General features: G+C 38.8%; 20 protein-coding genes and 1 riboswitch. Of the genes, 14 read left to right on the top strand and 6 right to left on the bottom strand.

Annotation, left to right across the window (positions count from 1 at the left end; translation table 11 throughout):
* Positions 1 to 45 precede the first annotated feature (45 nt).
* A riboswitch (SAM riboswitch) is annotated at positions 46 to 147 on the bottom strand.
* Between the two features lie 65 nt (positions 148 to 212).
* Positions 213 to 704, bottom strand: a complete 492-nt coding sequence (locus tag PDT38_RS06165; RefSeq protein WP_270799782.1) for a YajQ family cyclic di-GMP-binding protein — start codon at positions 702 to 704, stop codon at positions 213 to 215.
* 136 nt (positions 705 to 840) lie between these two features.
* Here PDT38_RS06165 and PDT38_RS06160 point away from each other — a divergent pair, with 136 nt between their 5' ends.
* Entirely contained in the window at positions 841 to 1,689 is an 849-nt protein-coding gene (locus tag PDT38_RS06160) for a CvfB family protein (protein WP_270799780.1), read from the top strand.
* A gap of 36 nt (positions 1,690 to 1,725) precedes the next feature.
* Here the strand turns inward: PDT38_RS06160 and PDT38_RS06155 are convergent, their stop codons facing one another.
* Positions 1,726 to 1,848 carry a DUF3941 domain-containing protein gene (locus tag PDT38_RS06155; RefSeq protein WP_270799779.1) on the bottom strand — a complete coding sequence of 41 codons (123 nt, stop codon included), beginning with the start codon at positions 1,846 to 1,848 and terminating at the stop codon, positions 1,726 to 1,728.
* A gap of 131 nt (positions 1,849 to 1,979) precedes the next feature.
* Here PDT38_RS06155 and PDT38_RS06150 point away from each other — a divergent pair, with 131 nt between their 5' ends.
* On the top strand, positions 1,980 to 2,171 hold the full coding sequence (locus tag PDT38_RS06150; protein ID WP_270799778.1) for a spore germination protein: 192 nt from the start codon (positions 1,980 to 1,982) through the stop codon (positions 2,169 to 2,171).
* Positions 2,172 to 2,198: 27 nt separating this feature from the next.
* Here the strand turns inward: PDT38_RS06150 and PDT38_RS06145 are convergent, their stop codons facing one another.
* A complete protein-coding gene (locus PDT38_RS06145) occupies positions 2,199 to 3,059 on the bottom strand; it encodes a DegV family protein (protein ID WP_270799776.1) in 861 nt (286 codons plus the stop codon).
* 195 nt (positions 3,060 to 3,254) lie between these two features.
* On the opposite strand from PDT38_RS06145, the gene PDT38_RS06140 reads away from it, so the two are divergent.
* The 3 genes from PDT38_RS06140 (at position 3,255) to PDT38_RS06130 (ending at position 6,485) form a co-directional block, all read left to right on the top strand.
* A complete protein-coding gene (locus tag PDT38_RS06140) occupies positions 3,255 to 4,097 on the top strand; it encodes a YitT family protein (protein WP_270799774.1) in 843 nt (280 codons plus the stop codon).
* 11 nt (positions 4,098 to 4,108) lie between these two features.
* Positions 4,109 to 4,552, top strand: coding sequence for a BsuPI-related putative proteinase inhibitor (locus PDT38_RS06135; RefSeq protein WP_270799773.1), 444 nt, complete (start codon positions 4,109 to 4,111; stop codon positions 4,550 to 4,552).
* A gap of 808 nt (positions 4,553 to 5,360) precedes the next feature.
* Positions 5,361 to 6,485 (top strand): Rap family tetratricopeptide repeat protein, encoded by a 1,125-nt coding sequence (locus tag PDT38_RS06130; RefSeq protein WP_270799771.1) that lies wholly within the window; start codon positions 5,361 to 5,363, stop codon positions 6,483 to 6,485.
* A gap of 37 nt (positions 6,486 to 6,522) precedes the next feature.
* Here the strand turns inward: PDT38_RS06130 and PDT38_RS06125 are convergent, their stop codons facing one another.
* The 3 genes from PDT38_RS06125 to PDT38_RS06115 all read right to left on the bottom strand — a co-directional run bounded on the left by PDT38_RS06125 (position 6,523) and on the right by PDT38_RS06115 (position 7,757).
* Positions 6,523 to 6,708 carry a DUF3813 domain-containing protein gene (locus PDT38_RS06125; RefSeq protein WP_270799768.1) on the bottom strand — a complete coding sequence of 62 codons (186 nt, stop codon included), beginning with the start codon at positions 6,706 to 6,708 and terminating at the stop codon, positions 6,523 to 6,525.
* A gap of 1 nt (position 6,709) precedes the next feature.
* Positions 6,710 to 6,850: a hypothetical protein gene (locus tag PDT38_RS06120; protein WP_172294070.1), complete on the bottom strand. Its 141-nt coding sequence runs from the start codon at positions 6,848 to 6,850 to the stop codon at positions 6,710 to 6,712.
* A gap of 94 nt (positions 6,851 to 6,944) precedes the next feature.
* The gene (locus PDT38_RS06115) at positions 6,945 to 7,757 is read right to left on the bottom strand and encodes a Cof-type HAD-IIB family hydrolase (protein ID WP_270799766.1); all 813 of its coding nucleotides are present in this window, start codon (positions 7,755 to 7,757) and stop codon (positions 6,945 to 6,947) included.
* A 121-nt stretch (positions 7,758 to 7,878) separates the two neighbouring features.
* Here PDT38_RS06115 and PDT38_RS06110 point away from each other — a divergent pair, with 121 nt between their 5' ends.
* The 9 genes from PDT38_RS06110 to argF all read left to right on the top strand — a co-directional run bounded on the left by PDT38_RS06110 (position 7,879) and on the right by argF (position 18,560).
* Positions 7,879 to 8,640, top strand: coding sequence for a prolyl oligopeptidase family serine peptidase (locus PDT38_RS06110; RefSeq protein WP_270799764.1), 762 nt, complete (start codon positions 7,879 to 7,881; stop codon positions 8,638 to 8,640).
* Positions 8,641 to 8,702: 62 nt separating this feature from the next.
* On the top strand, positions 8,703 to 9,011 hold the full coding sequence (locus PDT38_RS06105; RefSeq protein WP_270799761.1) for a metal-sulfur cluster assembly factor: 309 nt from the start codon (positions 8,703 to 8,705) through the stop codon (positions 9,009 to 9,011).
* Between the two features lie 197 nt (positions 9,012 to 9,208).
* The gene (gene argC, locus PDT38_RS06100) at positions 9,209 to 10,246 is read left to right on the top strand and encodes an N-acetyl-gamma-glutamyl-phosphate reductase (protein WP_270799760.1); all 1,038 of its coding nucleotides are present in this window, start codon (positions 9,209 to 9,211) and stop codon (positions 10,244 to 10,246) included.
* Positions 10,247 to 10,263: 17 nt separating this feature from the next.
* The gene (gene argJ / locus PDT38_RS06095) at positions 10,264 to 11,484 is read left to right on the top strand and encodes a bifunctional ornithine acetyltransferase/N-acetylglutamate synthase (protein ID WP_270799759.1); all 1,221 of its coding nucleotides are present in this window, start codon (positions 10,264 to 10,266) and stop codon (positions 11,482 to 11,484) included.
* A 13-nt stretch (positions 11,485 to 11,497) separates the two neighbouring features.
* Positions 11,498 to 12,271 carry an acetylglutamate kinase gene (gene argB / locus PDT38_RS06090; RefSeq protein ID WP_270799758.1) on the top strand — a complete coding sequence of 258 codons (774 nt, stop codon included), beginning with the start codon at positions 11,498 to 11,500 and terminating at the stop codon, positions 12,269 to 12,271.
* Positions 12,272 to 13,450, top strand: a complete 1,179-nt coding sequence (locus PDT38_RS06085) for an acetylornithine transaminase (protein ID WP_270799756.1) — start codon at positions 12,272 to 12,274, stop codon at positions 13,448 to 13,450.
* Between the two features lie 49 nt (positions 13,451 to 13,499).
* Complete coding sequence (locus PDT38_RS06080) at positions 13,500 to 14,561, top strand: carbamoyl phosphate synthase small subunit (protein WP_270799754.1); 1,062 nt, start codon at positions 13,500 to 13,502, stop codon at positions 14,559 to 14,561.
* Entirely contained in the window at positions 14,554 to 17,637 is a 3,084-nt protein-coding gene (locus tag PDT38_RS06075; RefSeq protein ID WP_270799752.1) for a carbamoyl phosphate synthase large subunit, read from the top strand. The genes PDT38_RS06080 and PDT38_RS06075 overlap by 8 nt, the downstream gene beginning before the upstream one ends.
* Positions 17,625 to 18,560 carry an ornithine carbamoyltransferase gene (argF, locus tag PDT38_RS06070; RefSeq protein ID WP_270799750.1) on the top strand — a complete coding sequence of 312 codons (936 nt, stop codon included), beginning with the start codon at positions 17,625 to 17,627 and terminating at the stop codon, positions 18,558 to 18,560. The genes PDT38_RS06075 and argF overlap by 13 nt, the downstream gene beginning before the upstream one ends.
* Positions 18,561 to 18,572: the final 12 nt, after the last annotated feature.

The raw sequence follows: 18,572 nt of genomic DNA, 5'->3' as shown, positions 1-18,572 counted from the left end.
AAAAAGTCTTCTAAAGGAAGAAGACTTTTTAGTACCTGGTCTGTCTTCTCATCTTTCAAGCATCATGCTTGCTGGATTTAGCACCTTGGTCATACACCGGTTGCTGAGGCTTCACTGGGCCAGTCCCTCTACCTCTCTTGATAAGAACTTATTTGATTACTTTTATTCAATTTACCGAAAAATAAAGCAATAATCAACAGTAAATTTTGAATTTATCGAAAATTTATAAATTGAACATCGATGGGGAGATCGATTTCCTTCACCATAGCGATGATTTGCTGAAGATCATCTTTATTTTTTCCGGTTACACGGATTTGATCATCTTGGACTTGAGATTTGACTTTAAGTCCCGATTTTTTGATCAGTGTATTGATTTTTTTGGCATTTTCTTTATCGATTCCTTGAACAAGTTTCCCCCGTTGTCTGACTGTTCCCCCTGAAGCATTTTCCAGTTTAGAATAGTCGATGTTTTTTGTTGGGACACCTCGCTTAATTAGCTTGCCGATGAGAACGTCTTTTAATTGATTCATTTTAAATTCGTCATCAGATATGAGTACAAGTTCTTCCCCGTCAAGGGAAATGCTACTTTTTGATCCTTTAAAATCGTAGCGGGTCCCAATTTCTTTTAGGGCAGTTTGAATTGCATTTTGTACTTCCGGTATTTCAATTTTTGATACAATATCAAATGAACTTTCTTTGGCCATCCTAAAAAAACCTCCATCCTTTTATCTTATGAGTTAATTATAGTAGAATAAGATGAAACTTCCAATCATGAGTCGTTTTGTTTAAATATCATATGGATATAATTGGAGTATTGAAAATAAGAAAGGAAGAGTAAGCATGAGACCGGGACAGCAATTAACATTAGAAATAGATCATCAAGTGGATTATGGATACTTTTTAACTGATGGAGAAAAAAACGTTCTTCTGCATCGTAGTGAGATAACGGAAGATATTGAAGACATGGAAGAAGTCACTGTCTTTTTATATGCAGATCATGAGGGGCGTCTGGCAGCAACAATGAAAAAACCCCTAATTAGTGCTGATGAATATGGTTGGGTCGATGTTGTGGATGCCGTAAGTGATATGGGAGTTTTCGTAAATGTTGGACTTTCAAAAGATGCCTTAGTCGCTACAGAACATCTTCCACCATATGAGTCGGTTTGGCCACAAACTGGTGATAGGCTATATTGTATGTTAAAGATCACAAGTCATGGAAGAATGTTTGCTAAACCAGCTCCCGAAGATAAAATTAGCGAGCTGTTTAGCGAAGCGACACCTGATCTGATGAATAAAGAGCTGTCTGGAACCGTTTATCGTTTGACCGCTTCAGGCTCTTTTGTTATTTCTGATAGTGGCATTAGAGGGTTTATTCATCCATCGGAAAGAAAACAAGAACCGCGACTAGGAGAGAAGGTGACGGCAAGGGTCATTCAAGTAAAAGAAGATGGCTCTGTCAATTTATCACTTCTCCCGAGAAAGCAAGATGCCATGTCAGTTGATGCCGAAGAAATCTTGGCATATATCAAATCGAGAAATGGTGCAATGCCATATTGGGATAAAAGTGATCCAGATGATATTAAAGAGCGTTTTAATATGAGCAAAGCGGCATTCAAAAGAGCGCTCGGCCGTCTCATGAAACAAGAGCGAATTTATCAGGAAGACGGCTGGACATACGAGAAAAAATAGGTGTGACGGCGTGCATTGCTGACGCCGCCACTTGTTTTATAAATGATGCGGTTTTTTTGAGTTCTGGTGCTTACCGGCTTGTCTGTTTTTTTCAGCGAGCCGGTTTTTTTGCTGATTGACAGCATTGTTGTCAACCGGTTTTTTATCATCATCTTTCATGACACATAACCTCCTCCTTTTAGATTGTCCATTCTAGCGCTCTCTATGTAGGCTATGTTTTTACCGCTAAGTTTAAGATTTCTTAAAAAAAGAGCATAAATATAACTATGACCTGAAAAAGGAGGCATGATATGAAACATTGTTGTTCCATTTGTATTGAGAATGTTGCGGACGGAGGAATTGTTAATTTTGGCGGGGCATATCAAATTACTCCAATCATGGTGTCAAAAACGGTAGAAGGCTCAGGGGGGAGTAACACGGGTTATGCAGTTGAAAATTTTTTAGGTGATGGAATTTCTCCAGTGATCACTGAAGAAACGTGATAAGGGGCCTGCTTATAGCAAGCAGGCTTAGCTTTTTTTATTCCCAGGAAAGAAGATCGCCAATGTCCCAGGTCCAGAATGAGCACCGATGGCCGAACCGATCATGTTGATGATGATTTCCTTCGGATGAAATTCAGCTTCAATCAGCTGTTTAAACTCTTCAGCTGTTTCGATGTCATCCCCATGGCTAATACCGATTGTCTGATTGCTTAAATCAAGACCTCTTTCTCTCATTAGTTCAATCATTCGTCTGATCAGTTTCTTTTTCCCTCTGATTTTTTCCAGCGGAATTAATTTACCGTCTTCAACGTGCAACAGAGGCTTAATATTTAAAAGTCCTCCGACGAAAGCGGATGTTTTACTAATTCTGCCGCCTCTTGCCAAATAATTCAAATCATTTACGGTAAAAATATGTTGAAGAGATTTGCAAAAATCCTTTACAGACGCTTCAATTTCTTGTATTGTATTGCCGTCAGTACTAAGTTGAAGCGCATATTTTATCGCAAGTCCGTAACCTAATGAAGCACACTTTGAATCAATGATCCGAAGATCAAAGTTGGGAAACTCTTCCTTGATTTCGTTTGCCGCCATCACAGCTGTCTGGTATGTACCGGAAAGCTCTGAAGAAAAAGCGATATATAATGCGGTAGCATCTTTTTCCGCAAGTTTGCTAAAGACATCTTTAAAGGTTTGTAAAGATGGCTGTGAGGTTTTAGGTACTTTTCCGTTGCGCATCGCTTCATAAACGTCATGAGGCTGAATTGAAACAAGGTCTTCATATTCTGTTTCGTCGAGAAATACCCGTAAAGGAATGAAAGAAATATGATGTTGATCATAAAATTGTTTAGGCAAATCTGCCGCACTGTCAGCCAAAAGGTGAACAGTCATGTGAACCCCTTCTTTCGTAAAAAGATGAATTTTCCAATACATATCCATTCACCATCACAGTGTTTTTTGATGAATGGGTATCGGATTTGTGACGACTTTAGAACAACTATATCATATTATTTGATTTTGACGTTTTCAAAATAATGTTTATAGGGTAAACCAAATATATATAGATTAAGCGGAGGAACTCAAAAAATGGTCATAGCGGAAGCAAAAAAAATGTTTATTGTCATCATTGGCGCCTTATTAAATGCCATCGGTTTAAATTTATTTCTCATCCCTGCTGATGTTTACGCAAGTGGCTTTACGGGTGTTGCACAGCTTTTGTCAAGTGCATTAGATCAATACAGTCCAATTTATTTTTCAACGGGAACACTTTTGTTTCTCTTAAATATTCCCGTCGGTATATTGGGCTGGATGAAGGTCGGCCGTTCATTTACAGTCTACAGTATTTTAAGTGTTGCGCTCACAACGATTTTTCTGGGAATGGTGCCTGAAGTACGATTGTCAAACGACATTTTGCTAAATGCTGTTTTTGGCGGTGTTATTTCTGCGATTGGTGTCGGTCTGACACTAAAATACGGGGCTTCAACAGGTGGTCTCGATATCATCGCGATGATTTTAGCAAAGTGGAAAGATAAGCCAGTTGGCACCTACTTCTTTATATTAAACGGAGCGATCATTTTAACAGCAGGATTAATGAATGGCTGGGAAAAAGCATTGTATACACTTGTAACACTTTATGTGACAACAAGGGTTATCGATGCCATTCACACCCGTCACGCTAAACTGACAGTGATGATTGTAACAAAGAAAGCGGATGAGATTAAGGAAGCGATTTACGGAAAAATGGTCAGAGGAATTACGACTGTTCCGGCAAAAGGCGCATTTACCAATGAACAAAAAGAGATGATGGTCATCGTGATCACAAGATATGAATTATATGATTTAGAAAAAATTATTCAAGAGGTTGATCCGCACGCATTTACCAATGTTGTTCAAACAACTGCAGTCTTAGGGTTTTTCCGCAAAGATTAAAGGGGGGATTTATGAGACTAATTGCAATGATCATGCTGCTATTTGTCGGAGGATGCAATCAAATTGGGGAGAATCATCCTGACAAGGAGGTAACAGGGGAAATGAGTAAAGGTGTTGTATTATCTGTAGAGCCTGTACAAAAACAGGGGAAAGTTGAATTTAATATGTCGGTTAAGAACAATACGGATAAAACGGTTGAATTTCACTTTAAGAGCGGTCAAAAATTCGAACTGACAGTAGTTGATGAAAAAGGCAATGAAGTGTATCGCTATTCAGAAGGAAAAGTATTTACACAAGTTTTGGAAACCATGAATTTAAAACCCGGTGAATCATATGATTTTAAAGATGTATGGACATCAGTGCCTGGCCCAGGCAAATATAGTGTAAACGTAACATTCCTGGGAAGAGCGGAACTTTCTACCCTTCAAGAAAGAAAAACCTTTACCGTGAAATAATCGGATAAAAAACTGTCGAGAGAAACTCTCGACAGTTTTTTATATGCGCTTGTGTACATCATTCAATGTGGGAAAGTCCTTAATAATTGGGGACAGTAGAGGTTATATGGCAACATACGAAAAAAGGGAAGTGTCTGTGGCATTTATATGAATTGGAAGCATTATTCAGTAGACATCATGACTTTTCGATTGCTTACAAATGTTATTGAGATTCTAATAAGGAGTAATTAATTCGGAAAGCCCTTGGATGAAAATCCCCCAAAAAGAACATCATTCTGTCGTTTTTACACTTACTAAGACATTCTTTTTCAGAATAGACGAACTAAGCAAAGTACATATACAAAAAAAGCGCAATGACAAATAAAAAGAACACCTGCAACAGCAGGAAGAAGATATGGGTTAGATTTCGCAATTTTTTCAGATTTAAATATTGACTATCAGCCAAGTGTAAAATAGTCTTTTAATCGATTCGATCAATGTTATGAGACTTATCTTCAAATTTGTTTTTCTTCAGATTTTGCGACATATAAACAGTCCCTTATCCAGTGCTGTTTTAAGTCTAATATCTGATATGATGATTTTCAGTAAAAAAGGGTAATGAACACGATGTATTTCAACATTAAATTTAGCTAAACAAATGCTGTATTTTATTGTATGTAAACCAAATTATAGGATATGATGATGAGGGGTTTTGGAAAGAAAAGAATTTTTCGGATAAATATTCGAAAAAATGAATAAAATCTGTAAACAAGAATGGCTATTCACTTAAAACCACATATTATTAAATAAGAATGGAGGCTTTGGAAACTTGGAAAATGAAACTGTAATACCTTATGATCTAGTTGCTACAAAAATGAACCATTGGTATGTCGCTTTAAAAAATGATTGGCTAAAAATCGCTGAAGATATGAAAGAGCAAGTGAAGCTGGAAATTCAGGTGATGGAAGAAAATCAAGACGCACTAATATACTATTCTCTGCTAGAATTTCGTCATAAACTGATGCTTGATTACCTTTGCCCAGATTCTGCAAGAAATATGGAAATAGATGAAGATTATCAAGAGATCAAGAGAAAAACAAAAGGCGGGAAAAACCTGAATGGGATGCTTGAATACTATTATCATTTCTTTTCAGGAATGTATCATTTTAGACAAAAAGAGATATTGCATGCCATACATTATTATAAAAATGCTGAAGCTCAGCTTGAATCGTTTGACTGTGAAGAGGTCGAAAAAGCGGAATTTTATTTCAAGTTATCTGAAACATACTACTATCTAAAACAAACTTATCTTTCTATGTATTATGCAAATCGTGCTTATCATATTTATTTAGACTATCCTACATATGGTCAACGTCGTGTGCAGTGCCAATTTATGATTGCTTGTAACTGGTTGGATAAATTTCAACCTGAAAAAGCATTGCATCACAATAATCAAGCTCTTACGAATGCTAAAGAACTGAAAGTAGATCATTTAATTGGTTCGTCACATGTAAACATTGGGCTATGTTACAATCAACTTGAAGAACTCAACAAAGCCGAAAACCACATCACAAAGGCAGTAGAACTTTATAAAAACGATCAGCCTAGTTATTTACCAAAAGCACTTTTCAACCTCTCATATATAAAAGCAAGACTAGGGAAGAGGGCTGAAGCAGAAGACTTGTATTTTGAATGTAAAGCTAAAGCTGAAGAACTAGGAGATCGTGAGTATCTTACAAAACTGAATTTAATTTATGGGTTGTACATATCATTTGATGTCGACTTACTTAGGGAAACTTTTAACTCGTTAAATAAAATAGGAATGTATGCGGATATGGAGGAATATGGGGTTGTTGTAGCCGAATTTTTACAAGAAAAAGATATGTTGCGTGATTCACTTGAATTTTATCGTAAAGTAGTTGAAGCAAAAAGGCAAATTCAAAAGCAAATTTAATTCAAAGGCGAGGGGGTACTCCCCCCGCCTCGATTTTTCAGGACAGCCGCTCAAGCTGATCCTGGAGGGCATGAAGTTCTTGCCGTTCTGGATCAGTAGAATTGGCGTAGGCTGAAGAAAGTGCATTTTGTGCCCTTTCAATCGCTCTTTTCCGATTGCCTTCACCAGCTGTTACAGCTTCATGAACGGCATGTTTCGCCATTTGAAACAATTCGTTTCTCATGTTACAGTCCTCCGCATTCTGTCGGACCGGTACGCTGTTCGGCCTCTTCTAATGTTGAACGGTAAGGGAACCTCTCGGCATGCTGTTTAATGGAATCTTTGCCTTGCTGAATAAACCTTTTTGACTTGCTTCGTTTACCCATCTTATTTGCCCCCTAAACATGAGCTCGACAATCTTAAAGATCGTCACATATAGTTTGCATCTTTCATTTTGTATTATGAATGGCAAAAATAAAATTATAATGAGAAATAATCCTTCAAAAAGACAGCGATGCCGTCTTGTTCATTCGATGTTGTCACATGGTTGGCAATTTGTTTCACTCCTTCAATCCCGTTACCCATCGCCACACCACAGCCAGCGAACTCAAGCATTTCTAGATCGTTATCTTCATCTCCAAAAGCGATAATGCGCTCCTTTGGCACGTTATAGTAGTTCGCTACTTTTTCTAATCCAATTGCTTTATTAATACCGCTTCTAATCAATTCAATGACATGCCATGGAGCTGCCCAGCGTCTATGATCGACTACTTCTGCATGAACATCTGATAAATAAGTACGTATTGATGGGACATCTTCTTCTTTTGCGTGGATCAAAACACTTGTGACATTAGCACCAAGGTTTTTTCTTAAATCACCAACTGTAATATTGGGGCTACCCATTGTAAAGATGTCAATTAATTTTTCGTCATGGTAATGAAAATAGACGTCATCAGTGACTTCGGCAAGGATATTGTGGACATTGTATGATTCACTCACTTCAACAATCTGTTTGACAACGCCAAGGTCAAGTGAAGTATGAAATCTCCCCCAGTTCTCGTTTTTCGGGTGATGAACAAACGCTCCGTTAAAATTGACGATCGGTGTATCAAGTTGCAGCTGGTCATAATACATCGAACTTGCTCTGTACGGTCTACCTGTGGAGATACAGACATGGTGCCCTTTTTCTTTAAGCTGCCCAATTACTTCTTGTGCGTTCTTAGAAATGGTCTTGTCATCTTTTAATAATGTACCGTCTAAATCCAATGCGATTAAATATGGTTTTGTCTCCATAATGGCTCCTTTAATCCGGTAATTTTTTTAAACGTTCTAATTTATAGTGTATCTTTTTACCTTCTTTATTGTCTACATGTTAAACTGATGATAATGGATACCCTAAAAGGAGAGAATGAACGTGATAGTGATCGATAAACAAGAAATCTCAAACATCCCTTTTTTACAAATTGTAAAGGAGGGGCAAAAAGATAAGGCTCTCCCTCTTGTTTTTTTTATACACGGATTTACAAGTGCAAAAGAGCATAACCTCCATTACGCATACTTGCTTGCTGAAGAAGGAATGCGGGTGATTTTACCTGAAGTTGCTTATCATGGAGAAAGGGCTGAACAGCTGACTCAAGAGGAGTTTGCTGCTAAGTTTTGGGAGATTGTCATCAATGAAATTCAAGAACTTGAAATGTTGAAAAACCATTTTGAGCAAGAACATTTGATTGAAAATGGTCGCATTGGTATGGCTGGAACCTCTTTGGGTGGAATTGTGACCCTTGGTGCGTTAACACAATATGACTGGATAAAAGTTGCGGTAAGTCTGATGGGTACCCCAGCTTATCTGGAGTTCTTCGATATGCAGCTGTCAAGCATTCGTGAAAAACAAATCAAACTTCCGATCACTGAAGAACAAATCGAACAGCAACGTGAAAAATTGAAACCATTTGATCTCACACTTCAACCGGAAAAATTGAAGCAAAGACCATTGCTTTTTTGGCACGGAAAAAAGGATCAATCTGTCCCGTTTGCACCAACCTACCGCTTTTATGAACTTCACCATGATCATGAAAAACCTGAGCTTCTTCAGTTCATTGCCGATAAACATGCAGATCATAAAGTGTCAAGAGAAGGGCTTTTACGAACAGTGATGTGGTTTGCATCACACTTGTGAAAAACCTAATCGTTTAGAATTGAAATGATGTAAGTTATACTAATGAAAAGGAGGGATGGTATATGGATGAAGCTTTAAAAGAAAACGTGATGGGTGCGCTAGAACAAGTCATTGACCCAGAACTCGGTGTTGATATTGTCAATCTTGGGCTTGTATATGAGGTTGATATGGATGAAAACGGCAAAACGGATGTTACGATGACATTGACATCGATGGGGTGTCCGCTTGCGCCGGTTATTGTCGATGAAGTGAAAAAAGCGCTAGCAGATATTCCAGAAGTAAAAGAAACGGAAGTCCATATTGTCTGGAATCCGCCTTGGACGAAGGATAAAATGTCTAGATATGCAAAAATTGCACTTGGTATTCGGTAATGGTAAGGAGTCTGATCTCATTTGATCAGGCTCTTTTTTTAATGGATTAAATTTGAATCTTTAAGAAAAAGGACTCATATACTCTAAAACGACCAATCTTCATTTTTGGACAAAATTAATTAAATATACAATTGAATTAATTTTTATTCATGTTATAATGTTAAATAATTTCTCGGTACAGAAGAAGGTGAATGAATTTGAAAGTAGGTATTATTGGAGCTACTGGCTATGGTGGAGCAGAAATGATGAGAATTATGAAACGGCATCCTTATGTAGATGAATGTATACTGTATTCATCTAAGCATCAAGGAACAACCTACTGTAAACAGTATCCGCATACTGTAAAGCTAACAGAGCAAACGCTTGAACCGATTGAAGCGGCACAAATAGTAGCTGACATTGACTTTTTATTTATGGCAGCACCTTCAGGTGTATGTAGCAAATTAATTGCTGAGTTTGAGCCTTATGACATACCTGTGATTGATTTATCGGGTGATCTGAGAATGAAGGATGCAGCTGTTTATGAGAGTTGGTATCATCATGCCGCACCTCCACAATCCGCTCTTGAAAAGGCTGTGTACGGTTTATCAGAATTGAATCATGATGAAATCAAAGTTGCAAAATACATAGCCAATCCCGGATGTTTCCCGACCGCAACGCTTCTCGGTTTAGCGCCGCTCATAAAAAATGGATTGATCAATGAATCTTTTCTCATTATTGATGCAAAGACAGGAGTTTCAGGAGCCGGAAGAAAAGCTTCCATCGGCACACATTTTTCTGAGGTCAATGAAAATTTAAAAATATACAAGGTCAATGAACATCAACATCTACCTGAAATCGAGCAAACAATAAGGTACTGGATCCCGGTTTTCCAACCGATCACTTTCAGTACACACTTAGTGCCAATGACAAGAGGAATTATGGCAACCATTTATACAGAACTTAAAACAAGCATGAAAACAAACGAATTACAAACTGTTTTTTCTGACTTTTACCAAAATTCCTATTTTATCAGGGTGAGAGAAGTCGGACAATTTCCAGAGACAAAGGAAGTGTATGGTAGTAATTTTTGCGATATTGGAATTAGTGCGGATGAACGGACGAACAGAGTGACTGTCGTATCTGTGATTGATAACTTAATGAAGGGAGCCGCAGGGCAAGCTGTTCAAAATTTCAATATCATGAACGGTTGGAGTGAAACGACAGGTCTTGAATTTGCGCCAATTTATCCATAAGACAGGAGAGAAGTAGCATGTTTCAAGTAAGCCAAAAAAATATGACAAAAATTGATGGAAGTGTTGCATCACCAAAAGGTTTTTCTGCTAAAGGTGTACACTGCGGACTGCGCTATTCGAAAAAGGACTTAGGGCTGATTTTTAGTTCAGCGCCGGCAGTCAGTGCGGCGGTATATACACAAAGTCATTTTCAAGCTGCACCAATTAAAGTCACCCAAAACAGCCTTAAAAAAGATAGCTATTTGCAAGCGGTGATTGTAAACAGCGCAAATGCCAATGCATGTACCGGAGAGCAAGGGCTTCTTGATGCTTACGAAACGCGTCAAAAACTGGCTGACATGCTTGGGATCGAGTCTGAACTAGTCGCTGTGTCTTCAACAGGTGTGATTGGTCAATATCTTAATATGGAGAAAATTCATCAGGGAATCAGCCTTCTGGAGCAAATAGCGCCTAGTCATAGCGATTTTGAAAAAGCTATTTTGACAACTGATACCGTTACAAAACGTACCTGCTATCAACTGATGATCGATGATCAAACCGTGACAATTGGCGGAGCAGCGAAAGGATCAGGGATGATTCATCCGAATATGGCAACAATGCTAGGGTTTGTTACGACAGATGCTTGTGTAGAAGAAGGTGCACTACAAAGAGTTTTAAGAGAATTGACAGATGTTTCTTTTAATCAAATTACTGTTGATGGTGATACATCGACAAATGATATGGTTCTAGTGATGGCCAATGGTTGTGCCGGAAATGACTGTCTTGATGAAAAACACGAAAACTGGTCGGTTTTCAAAAAAGGTTTACAGTTCGTTTGTGAAGACCTTGCCAAACAAATTGCAAGAGATGGAGAAGGAGCGACAACCTTAATCGAGGCCGAAGTGAAAGGGGCAAAAAGCAATCTTGAAGCTCAAATGATGGCTAAAAAAATTGTTGGTTCTAATCTGGTGAAAACAGCGGTGAATGGATCTGATGCTAACTGGGGTCGAATCATTGCCGCAATTGGTGACAGTACAGCGTCTGTTACAGCTGATAAAGTTGAAATTCATCTTGGGGGACAGTGCCTCTTTAAAAACAGTCAACCACAGCCATTTTCCGAAGTGCTGGCTAAAAACTACTTAGAGAATAGTGAAGTCAAAATTTTGGTGCAAATGTATGAAGGTCATGGAACAGGTGTAGCTTGGGGTTGTGATTTAACGTATGAATACGTCAAAATTAATGCGAGTTATCGCACATAAAAAGGGGAAGGGAATGAAAAAAATAATCGTTTTTAAATGCGGTGGAAGCGTGATACGTCAACTCTCTGTCAGCTTCTTTGCTAGTTTAAGAGAATTGATTGAACAAGGATGGAAGATTGTGATCGTTCACGGTGGAGGTCCTGAGATCTCCAGTATGCTAAGCAGGCTAAACATTGAAACAGAATTCAGCCAAGGACAGCGAAAAACGACAAATGCTATTTTGGAAGTGACCGAGATGGTGCTCACAGGTTCAATTAATAAGTTTATTGTTTCAGAGCTGATAAAACACCGTCTGGATGCTGTTGGCATTTCCGGGGTAGATGGTCAGTTGCTTCTTGCTGATTATTTAAATGAAAAAGAATATGGCCAAGTCGGTCGAGTGAAAAAAGTAAACAGTGAAATCGTTGACATTGCGCTGGACAATGGATTTATTCCAGTTATCGCACCAATATCATTGACAGAGACTGGTGAGAAACTCAATGTGAATGCAGATCTGGTAGCATCAGCGGTTGCCGGTGCTTTACATGCTGATCAATTACTATTTGTCACAGATGTGAAAGGGATCTTGAAAGATGGGAATCTTCTTTCTTCCACTACTCCTGAACAGCTAGAGCTCTTGATTGCCAATGGTGTTGTTTCTGGAGGGATGATACCAAAAGTACGTGCCGCTATAGCAGCACTTTCAAATAACATCAATGAAGTCATGATTATTAGTGGAAAAGAGTCTTTTCTGGCAAAAAACAAGTTGATTGGAACAAAAATTAAACGACAATTAGAAGGTGTATAGATGAGTTATTTATTTGAAACCTATATCCGAAATAATATTCAAATTAAGCAAGCAAAAGGCACAATTGTAAAAGATGAACATGGAAAAAGCTATCTTGATTTTATTCAAGGAATCGCGACTTGTAATTTGGGACACTGTCCTGATATTGTCACAGCACCTCTTAAAAAGCAGCTTGATCGTGTTTGGCATGTCTCAAACCTATTTCAGAACGACCTACAGGAAAAGGTTGCAGAGCAGCTTGTCCAACATAGTGCAGGAGATCTTGTGTTTTTTTGTAATAGTGGAACAGAAGCCAATGAAGCTGCAGTTAAGTTAGCGCGCAAACATACGCAAAAAACGACAATCATTTCATTTGAAAAATCTTTTCATGGCAGAACATATGCAGCAATGGCAGCAACCGGACAGGAAAAGATTAAAACGGGATTCGGTCCAATGCTGCCAGGCTTTCATCACCTTTCTTTTAATAGACTAGGGGAGTTAGATCAATTCATGAATGATGACATTGCAGCTGTGATGCTTGAAACGATACAAGGAGAAGGAGGTGTCATTCCGGCAAGCCAAGCATTTTTACAAGAAGTAGCAGCTTTTTGCAAAAAGAAACGGGCCTTGCTTATTGTTGATGAAGTTCAGACTGGAATCGGTCGGACAGGAAAAGCTTTTAGTTATCAACATCAAGGACTTTCGCCAGACATTATCACTGTTGCCAAAGGGCTTGGAAGTGGATTCCCTGTTGGGGCAATCATCGCAAAAAAAGATCTTGCTTCATCCTTTTCACCAGGTTCACATGGAACGACATTTGGCGGAAATATGTTGGCGATGACTGCCGCAAATGCAACCTTAGAAACGATTTTTCAGAAAAGCTTTCTAGAAGCCGTAAAAGCAAAGGGTGATTTTTTTCAGGAGAAACTGAAAACGCTCCTTCAATACCCGCTTACAAAAGAAATGAGGGGAAAAGGGCTGCTGATTGGAATTGAATGTACAGTACCTGTTCAACCAGTGATTGAACAGTTGCAAAGTGAAGGGTTGCTCGTCCTTTCGGCTGGTTCAAATGTGATCAGAATGTTGCCGCCATTAACGGTCGCTACTGACGAACTAATGATGGCAGTTGAAAAGCTAGACCATGTTTTTGAGAAAGCGAAAATCAATTATGAAGAAGAGGATTTTTTTTCGCTCCAATAGTATAAAAATACATTATTATAGATATTTATTCATAGAAGGTGGTCATAGAATGGAAGGGTATTTAGTTCTCGAAGATGGAACATCTTTCAATGGTAAATTGGATCAATCCTTGAATTGTACTGGTGAAGTCGTATTTTTTACAGGAATGACCGGTTATCAGGAGGTGCTAACAGATCCATCATACAAAGGACAAATTATCGTTTTTACTTATCCCTTAATTGGAAACTACGGTATTAATGAAAGCGATTTTGAAAGCAAAAGACCACAAGTACAAGGGGTAGTCGTCTATGAAGCATGTGATCGGTTTTCACATTATCAGGCCAGTAAAAGTTTACGAGATTACTTAACAAACTGGGATATTCCCTTGCTGACTCATGTTGATACTAGAGCAGTCGTCAAACATATTAGAGCAAAAGGGACACTCTTTGCCTCCATTACCAATAAGACAATCAATTGCCCTTTAGGTGACCATGTTGAGAATTTCGCTGTCCAAGTCACAGGGAATGAAAATGCTACATTTGGTAAAGGCAGAACACATATTGTTCTCATTGACTTTGGCTATAAAAAATCAATTGTTTCAGCCTTAACAAAACGAGATTGCCGAGTAACCGTTGTTCCATATCACATGATGAGTGATATTTCGAAACTGGCCCCTGATGGAATCGTTTTGTCAAATGGACCAGGTGATCCAAAAACACTCACACCATACTTGGAGATGTTAAGGAGTATCATCAGTTCCTACCCGACACTTGGTATTTGTCTCGGACACCAATTGATAGCACTCACTTTTGGGGGAAATACTTATAAACTGCCATTTGGACATCGAGGTGCAAACCATCCAGTGACAGATATTGAAACAGGCCGTGTTTTCATGACTAGTCAAAATCACAGCTATGTCGTAGATGAGCGTTCACTCGATCACAACATATATAAAACTCGCTTTCGTCATCAAAATGATGGTTCAGTTGAAGGACTTATGCATAAAAGATTGCCAATCATATCTGTTCAGTTTCATCCGGAAGCCCACCCAGGTCCAGCTGAAAGTGAGTGGATATTCGATGAATATTTGCGTGAATTAAATAAAGCAAGAGGAGAAATTGTCCATGTCTAAAATCGATAGCATAAAAAGCATTTTAGTGATCGGTTCAGGGCCGATCATGATCGGGCAGGCTGCAGAATTTGATTATTCAGGAACTCAAGGGTGTATGGCTTTAAAAAGCGAAGGTTATCGAATCATCCTTGTCAACAATAATCCTGCAACCATCATGACAGATGAATCATTTGCAGATGAGATTTATTTTGAACCGCTGACAGTTGAAAGCCTTACCCAAATTATTAAGCGAGAAAAACCTGATGGGTTACTTGCTAATTTGGGCGGGCAAACGGCGCTAAACTTAGCTGTAGCACTTGAAAAAGCCGGTGTCTTAAAAAAATATCAAGTGAAGTTGTTGGGGACTTCAATAGAAACAATTGAGAAAGGCGAGGATAGGGAAAAATTTAGGACACTTATGAAAGAATTGAATGAACCAGTACCTGATTCAGTTATCGTTGATAACGCAAAAGATGCACTCGATTTTGCACATTCCATCGGTTTTCCGATTATTGTTCGTCCTGCTTATACACTAGGAGGAAAAGGGGGTGGGATAGCTAAAACAAAACAAGAATTGCTTCCATTAATTGAGAAAGCCCTTCTTGCAAGCCCGATTCATCAAAGCCTTGTCGAAAAAAGCATTGCTGGTTTTAAAGAAATTGAATATGAGGTGATGCGTGACAAAAAAAATAATTGTATCACGGTTTGCAATATGGAAAACATTGATCCTGTCGGAATTCATACTGGGGATTCGATCGTTGTCGCTCCTTCTCAAACGTTAACAGATGTCGAGTATCAAATGCTGAGGACTGCAAGTTTGAAGATCATTTCTGCGCTTGAGGTGATCGGCGGTTGTAATATTCAATTTGCACTTGATCCAGGCAGTAAAAAATACTATGTCATTGAAGTGAATCCAAGGGTAAGCCGTTCTTCAGCTCTTGCTTCAAAGGCAACTGGTTACCCAATCGCGAAAATGGCTGCCAAACTTGCTGTCGGCTTTACACTTGACCAAATTAAAAACCCGTTAACTGATTCGACATTTGCAAGTTTTGAGCCAGCACTTGACTATGTTGTTGTCAAATTTCCACGCTGGCCGTTTGATAAATTTAAACACGCTGATCGTAAGCTTGGTACAAAAATGAAAGCAACGGGAGAGGTTATGGCCATTGATCGGAACTTGGAAGCTGCTTTACAAAAAGCAGTTGCATCCCTTGAATTAAAAACGCGCGGGATCCATTTAACAGAACTCAAAAATATTACGTTAGATTTATTGTTCGATTTACTGCATGAGCCTGATGATCGGCGTTTTTTTGTGATCATGGAACTGTTAAACCGAGGAATTTCAATCGAATATCTCCATGCAAACACAAATGTTGATCGATATTTTTTGCATGTATTTCAAAATTTGATTCATCTTGAACATCAACTGCTTCAACAGAAGGAGACACTCTCCACAACTCTTGTGAAATCAGCAAAAGAAAAAGGATTTACAGATTTTACAATTGCTTCGCTCACCGGTCGAACAGAAGAAGAGGTGAGGGCTTTTCGTAAACAAAAAGGAATAACGGCTTCTTTTAAAATCGTTGATACATGCGCTGCAGAATTTGCGGCAAAAACAAACTATTTTTATTCGACTTATGCTGGGGAAAGTGATGCGAATCTTCTGCATAAAACGAAGAAACGAGCTTTAATTATTGGTTCCGGCCCAATTCGGATTGGTCAGGGGGTAGAATTCGACTATAGTGCTGTACATAGTGTGATGACCCTTAAAAAACTTGGGTATGAAACCATTATGTTAAATAATAATCCAGAAACGGTTAGCACCGATTACGAGATGGCGGATCGTTTGTACTTTGAACCGATCACACTTGAACATATTCTAAATGTCGCTGAAGCAGAAGATATCGATTTTGTCATTGTCCAATTCGGCGGTCAATCTGCTATTAATGTTGCAGAAGCGCTTGAAAAATCTGGGATCGACCTTTTAGGAACAACATCGAAAATTCTGGATATCCTTGAGGATCGTGACCAGTTTTATCAGTTTCTTGATGACCTCAGCCTTTCTCACACGAAAGGAGAAACAGTGACATCCAAAAAAGAAGCGTTAAAAGTAGCAAGGAATATTGGCTATCCCGTACTGATCAGACCATCTTATGTTATTGGTGGAATGGGCATGATCACCGTTCATTCAGAACAAGAACTTTCAGCATGCTTGACTGAAATGTCTTATCCTATCCTTATTGATCAATATATAGATGGAAAAGAATTTGAAATCGATCTACTCAGTGATGGCGAGCATATTTATATTCCAACATATATCGAACATATTGAAAAAGCAGGGATTCATTCAGGTGACAGCTACGCAATTGTCCCGGGGCCTACCATTACCGCTGACCTGAAACGGTCTTGCCTAAATGCGGCTGAAAAAATGGTCCGCAACCTTGATTTTAAAGGAATCATGAATATCCAATTTATTGTTCATCAACATCAACTGTTCATCCTTGAAGTTAATCCAAGAGCAAGTCGTACCGTTCCGGTTGTGAGCAAAGTGATGGGGGTGCCAATGATTGAGCTAGCAACAAAACTTTTAGCTGGTCATCCTTTAAAAGAGCTTAACCCGGTTCAGCGAAATCATCATGGAGTTGCTATTAAATTCCCGGTTTTTTCGACGCACGCCCTTCCAGATGTTGATTTAAAACTAGGACCACAAATGAAATCAACAGGTGAAGGAATGTATGTAGCGTACCATTATAAAAGTGCGATGAAAAAAGTTTTTGCTGATATTTGGAAAATGAAAGGCTCAATTTTTCTTCAACCATCAGACTGTGAATTAAAAACACTTGCCGAGAAAACTGGTTTTACTGTGGAAACAGACAATTTTACAGACTGGATCAAACGGACAGACAAAATCCTTCACATCAATTTAACCGATTCTCAAGAAGCGAAACAGCAGCGGATCGAAGCGATCATCCATGGTTTGTCAGTCATCACTGAAAAAGAGACAGCCCAAGCTTTTTTTGCCAGTGAATTAGGCTTAACAGAGCCTATTTCGCTTCACGATTTATACCAAAAGGAAGTGAACATATGTCAGTTATAAAAGATGTACATTTAAAAGGTAAAGATTTTTTAAGTTTAAAAGATTTTATGCAAGAAGAAATCCTTTATTTGCTTCAGGAAGCAGCTGTTATGAAACAAAACAAAATCGATCATATTTTAACAGGAAAAACATTGGCGATGATCTTTGAAAAGTCTTCAACAAGAACTCGTATTTCGTTTGAAGCGGGGATGTCCCAGCTTGGCGGTCATGCATTATTTTTAAGCAGCCAAGATATGCAGCTTGCCAGAGGGGAAACACTTGCCGATACGGCAAAAGTGCTTTCGGGTTATGTTGATGCCATTATGATTCGTACTTTTGAACACGAGAAAGTCGAAACGCTCGCAAAATATGCCGATATTCCGGTTATCAATGGTTTAACTGACCTTTTTCACCCATGTCAGGCACTTAGTGATCTTTTCACCATTCAAGAAATAAAGGGCAGTTTAAAAGGAATAAAAGTTGTTTATGTAGGTGATGGGAACAATGTAGCACACTCGCTGTTAATCGCTTGTGCAAAGGTGGGTTGTAAGATGACTGTAGCTGCACCTAAAGGATATGAACCTGATCAAGAAGTTGTCACACTGGCAAACACATATGCTGATCAATCAGGCGCAGTGATTGAGGTCACAAATGACCCTGTTTCTGCCGTGAGAAACGCTGATGTCATCTATGCTGATGTTTTTACAAGCATGGGGCAGGAAGCGGAGGCAAGCGAGCGGTTGAATATCTTTTCACCATATCAAGTAAATGAAACGCTCGTTTCTTATGCCAAACCAGACTACTTATTTTTGCATTGTCTTCCAGCTCACAGGGATGAAGAGGTAACGACAGAGATTATCGACGGTCCGAATTCTGCTGTATTTCAGCAGGCTGAAAATCGTCTTCATGTTCAAAAAGCATTGTTAAAAGCGTTATTGATATAAAAAAACCTGCTG

The sequence above is a fragment of the Bacillus changyiensis genome (genome assembly GCF_027706145.1).
In the GTDB taxonomy this organism is placed as follows: Bacteria; Bacillota; Bacilli; order Bacillales; family Bacillaceae; genus Bacillus; species Bacillus changyiensis.
Note: the sequence above shows the minus strand (reverse complement) of the source record. Positions and strands in the feature narration are given on the sequence as shown.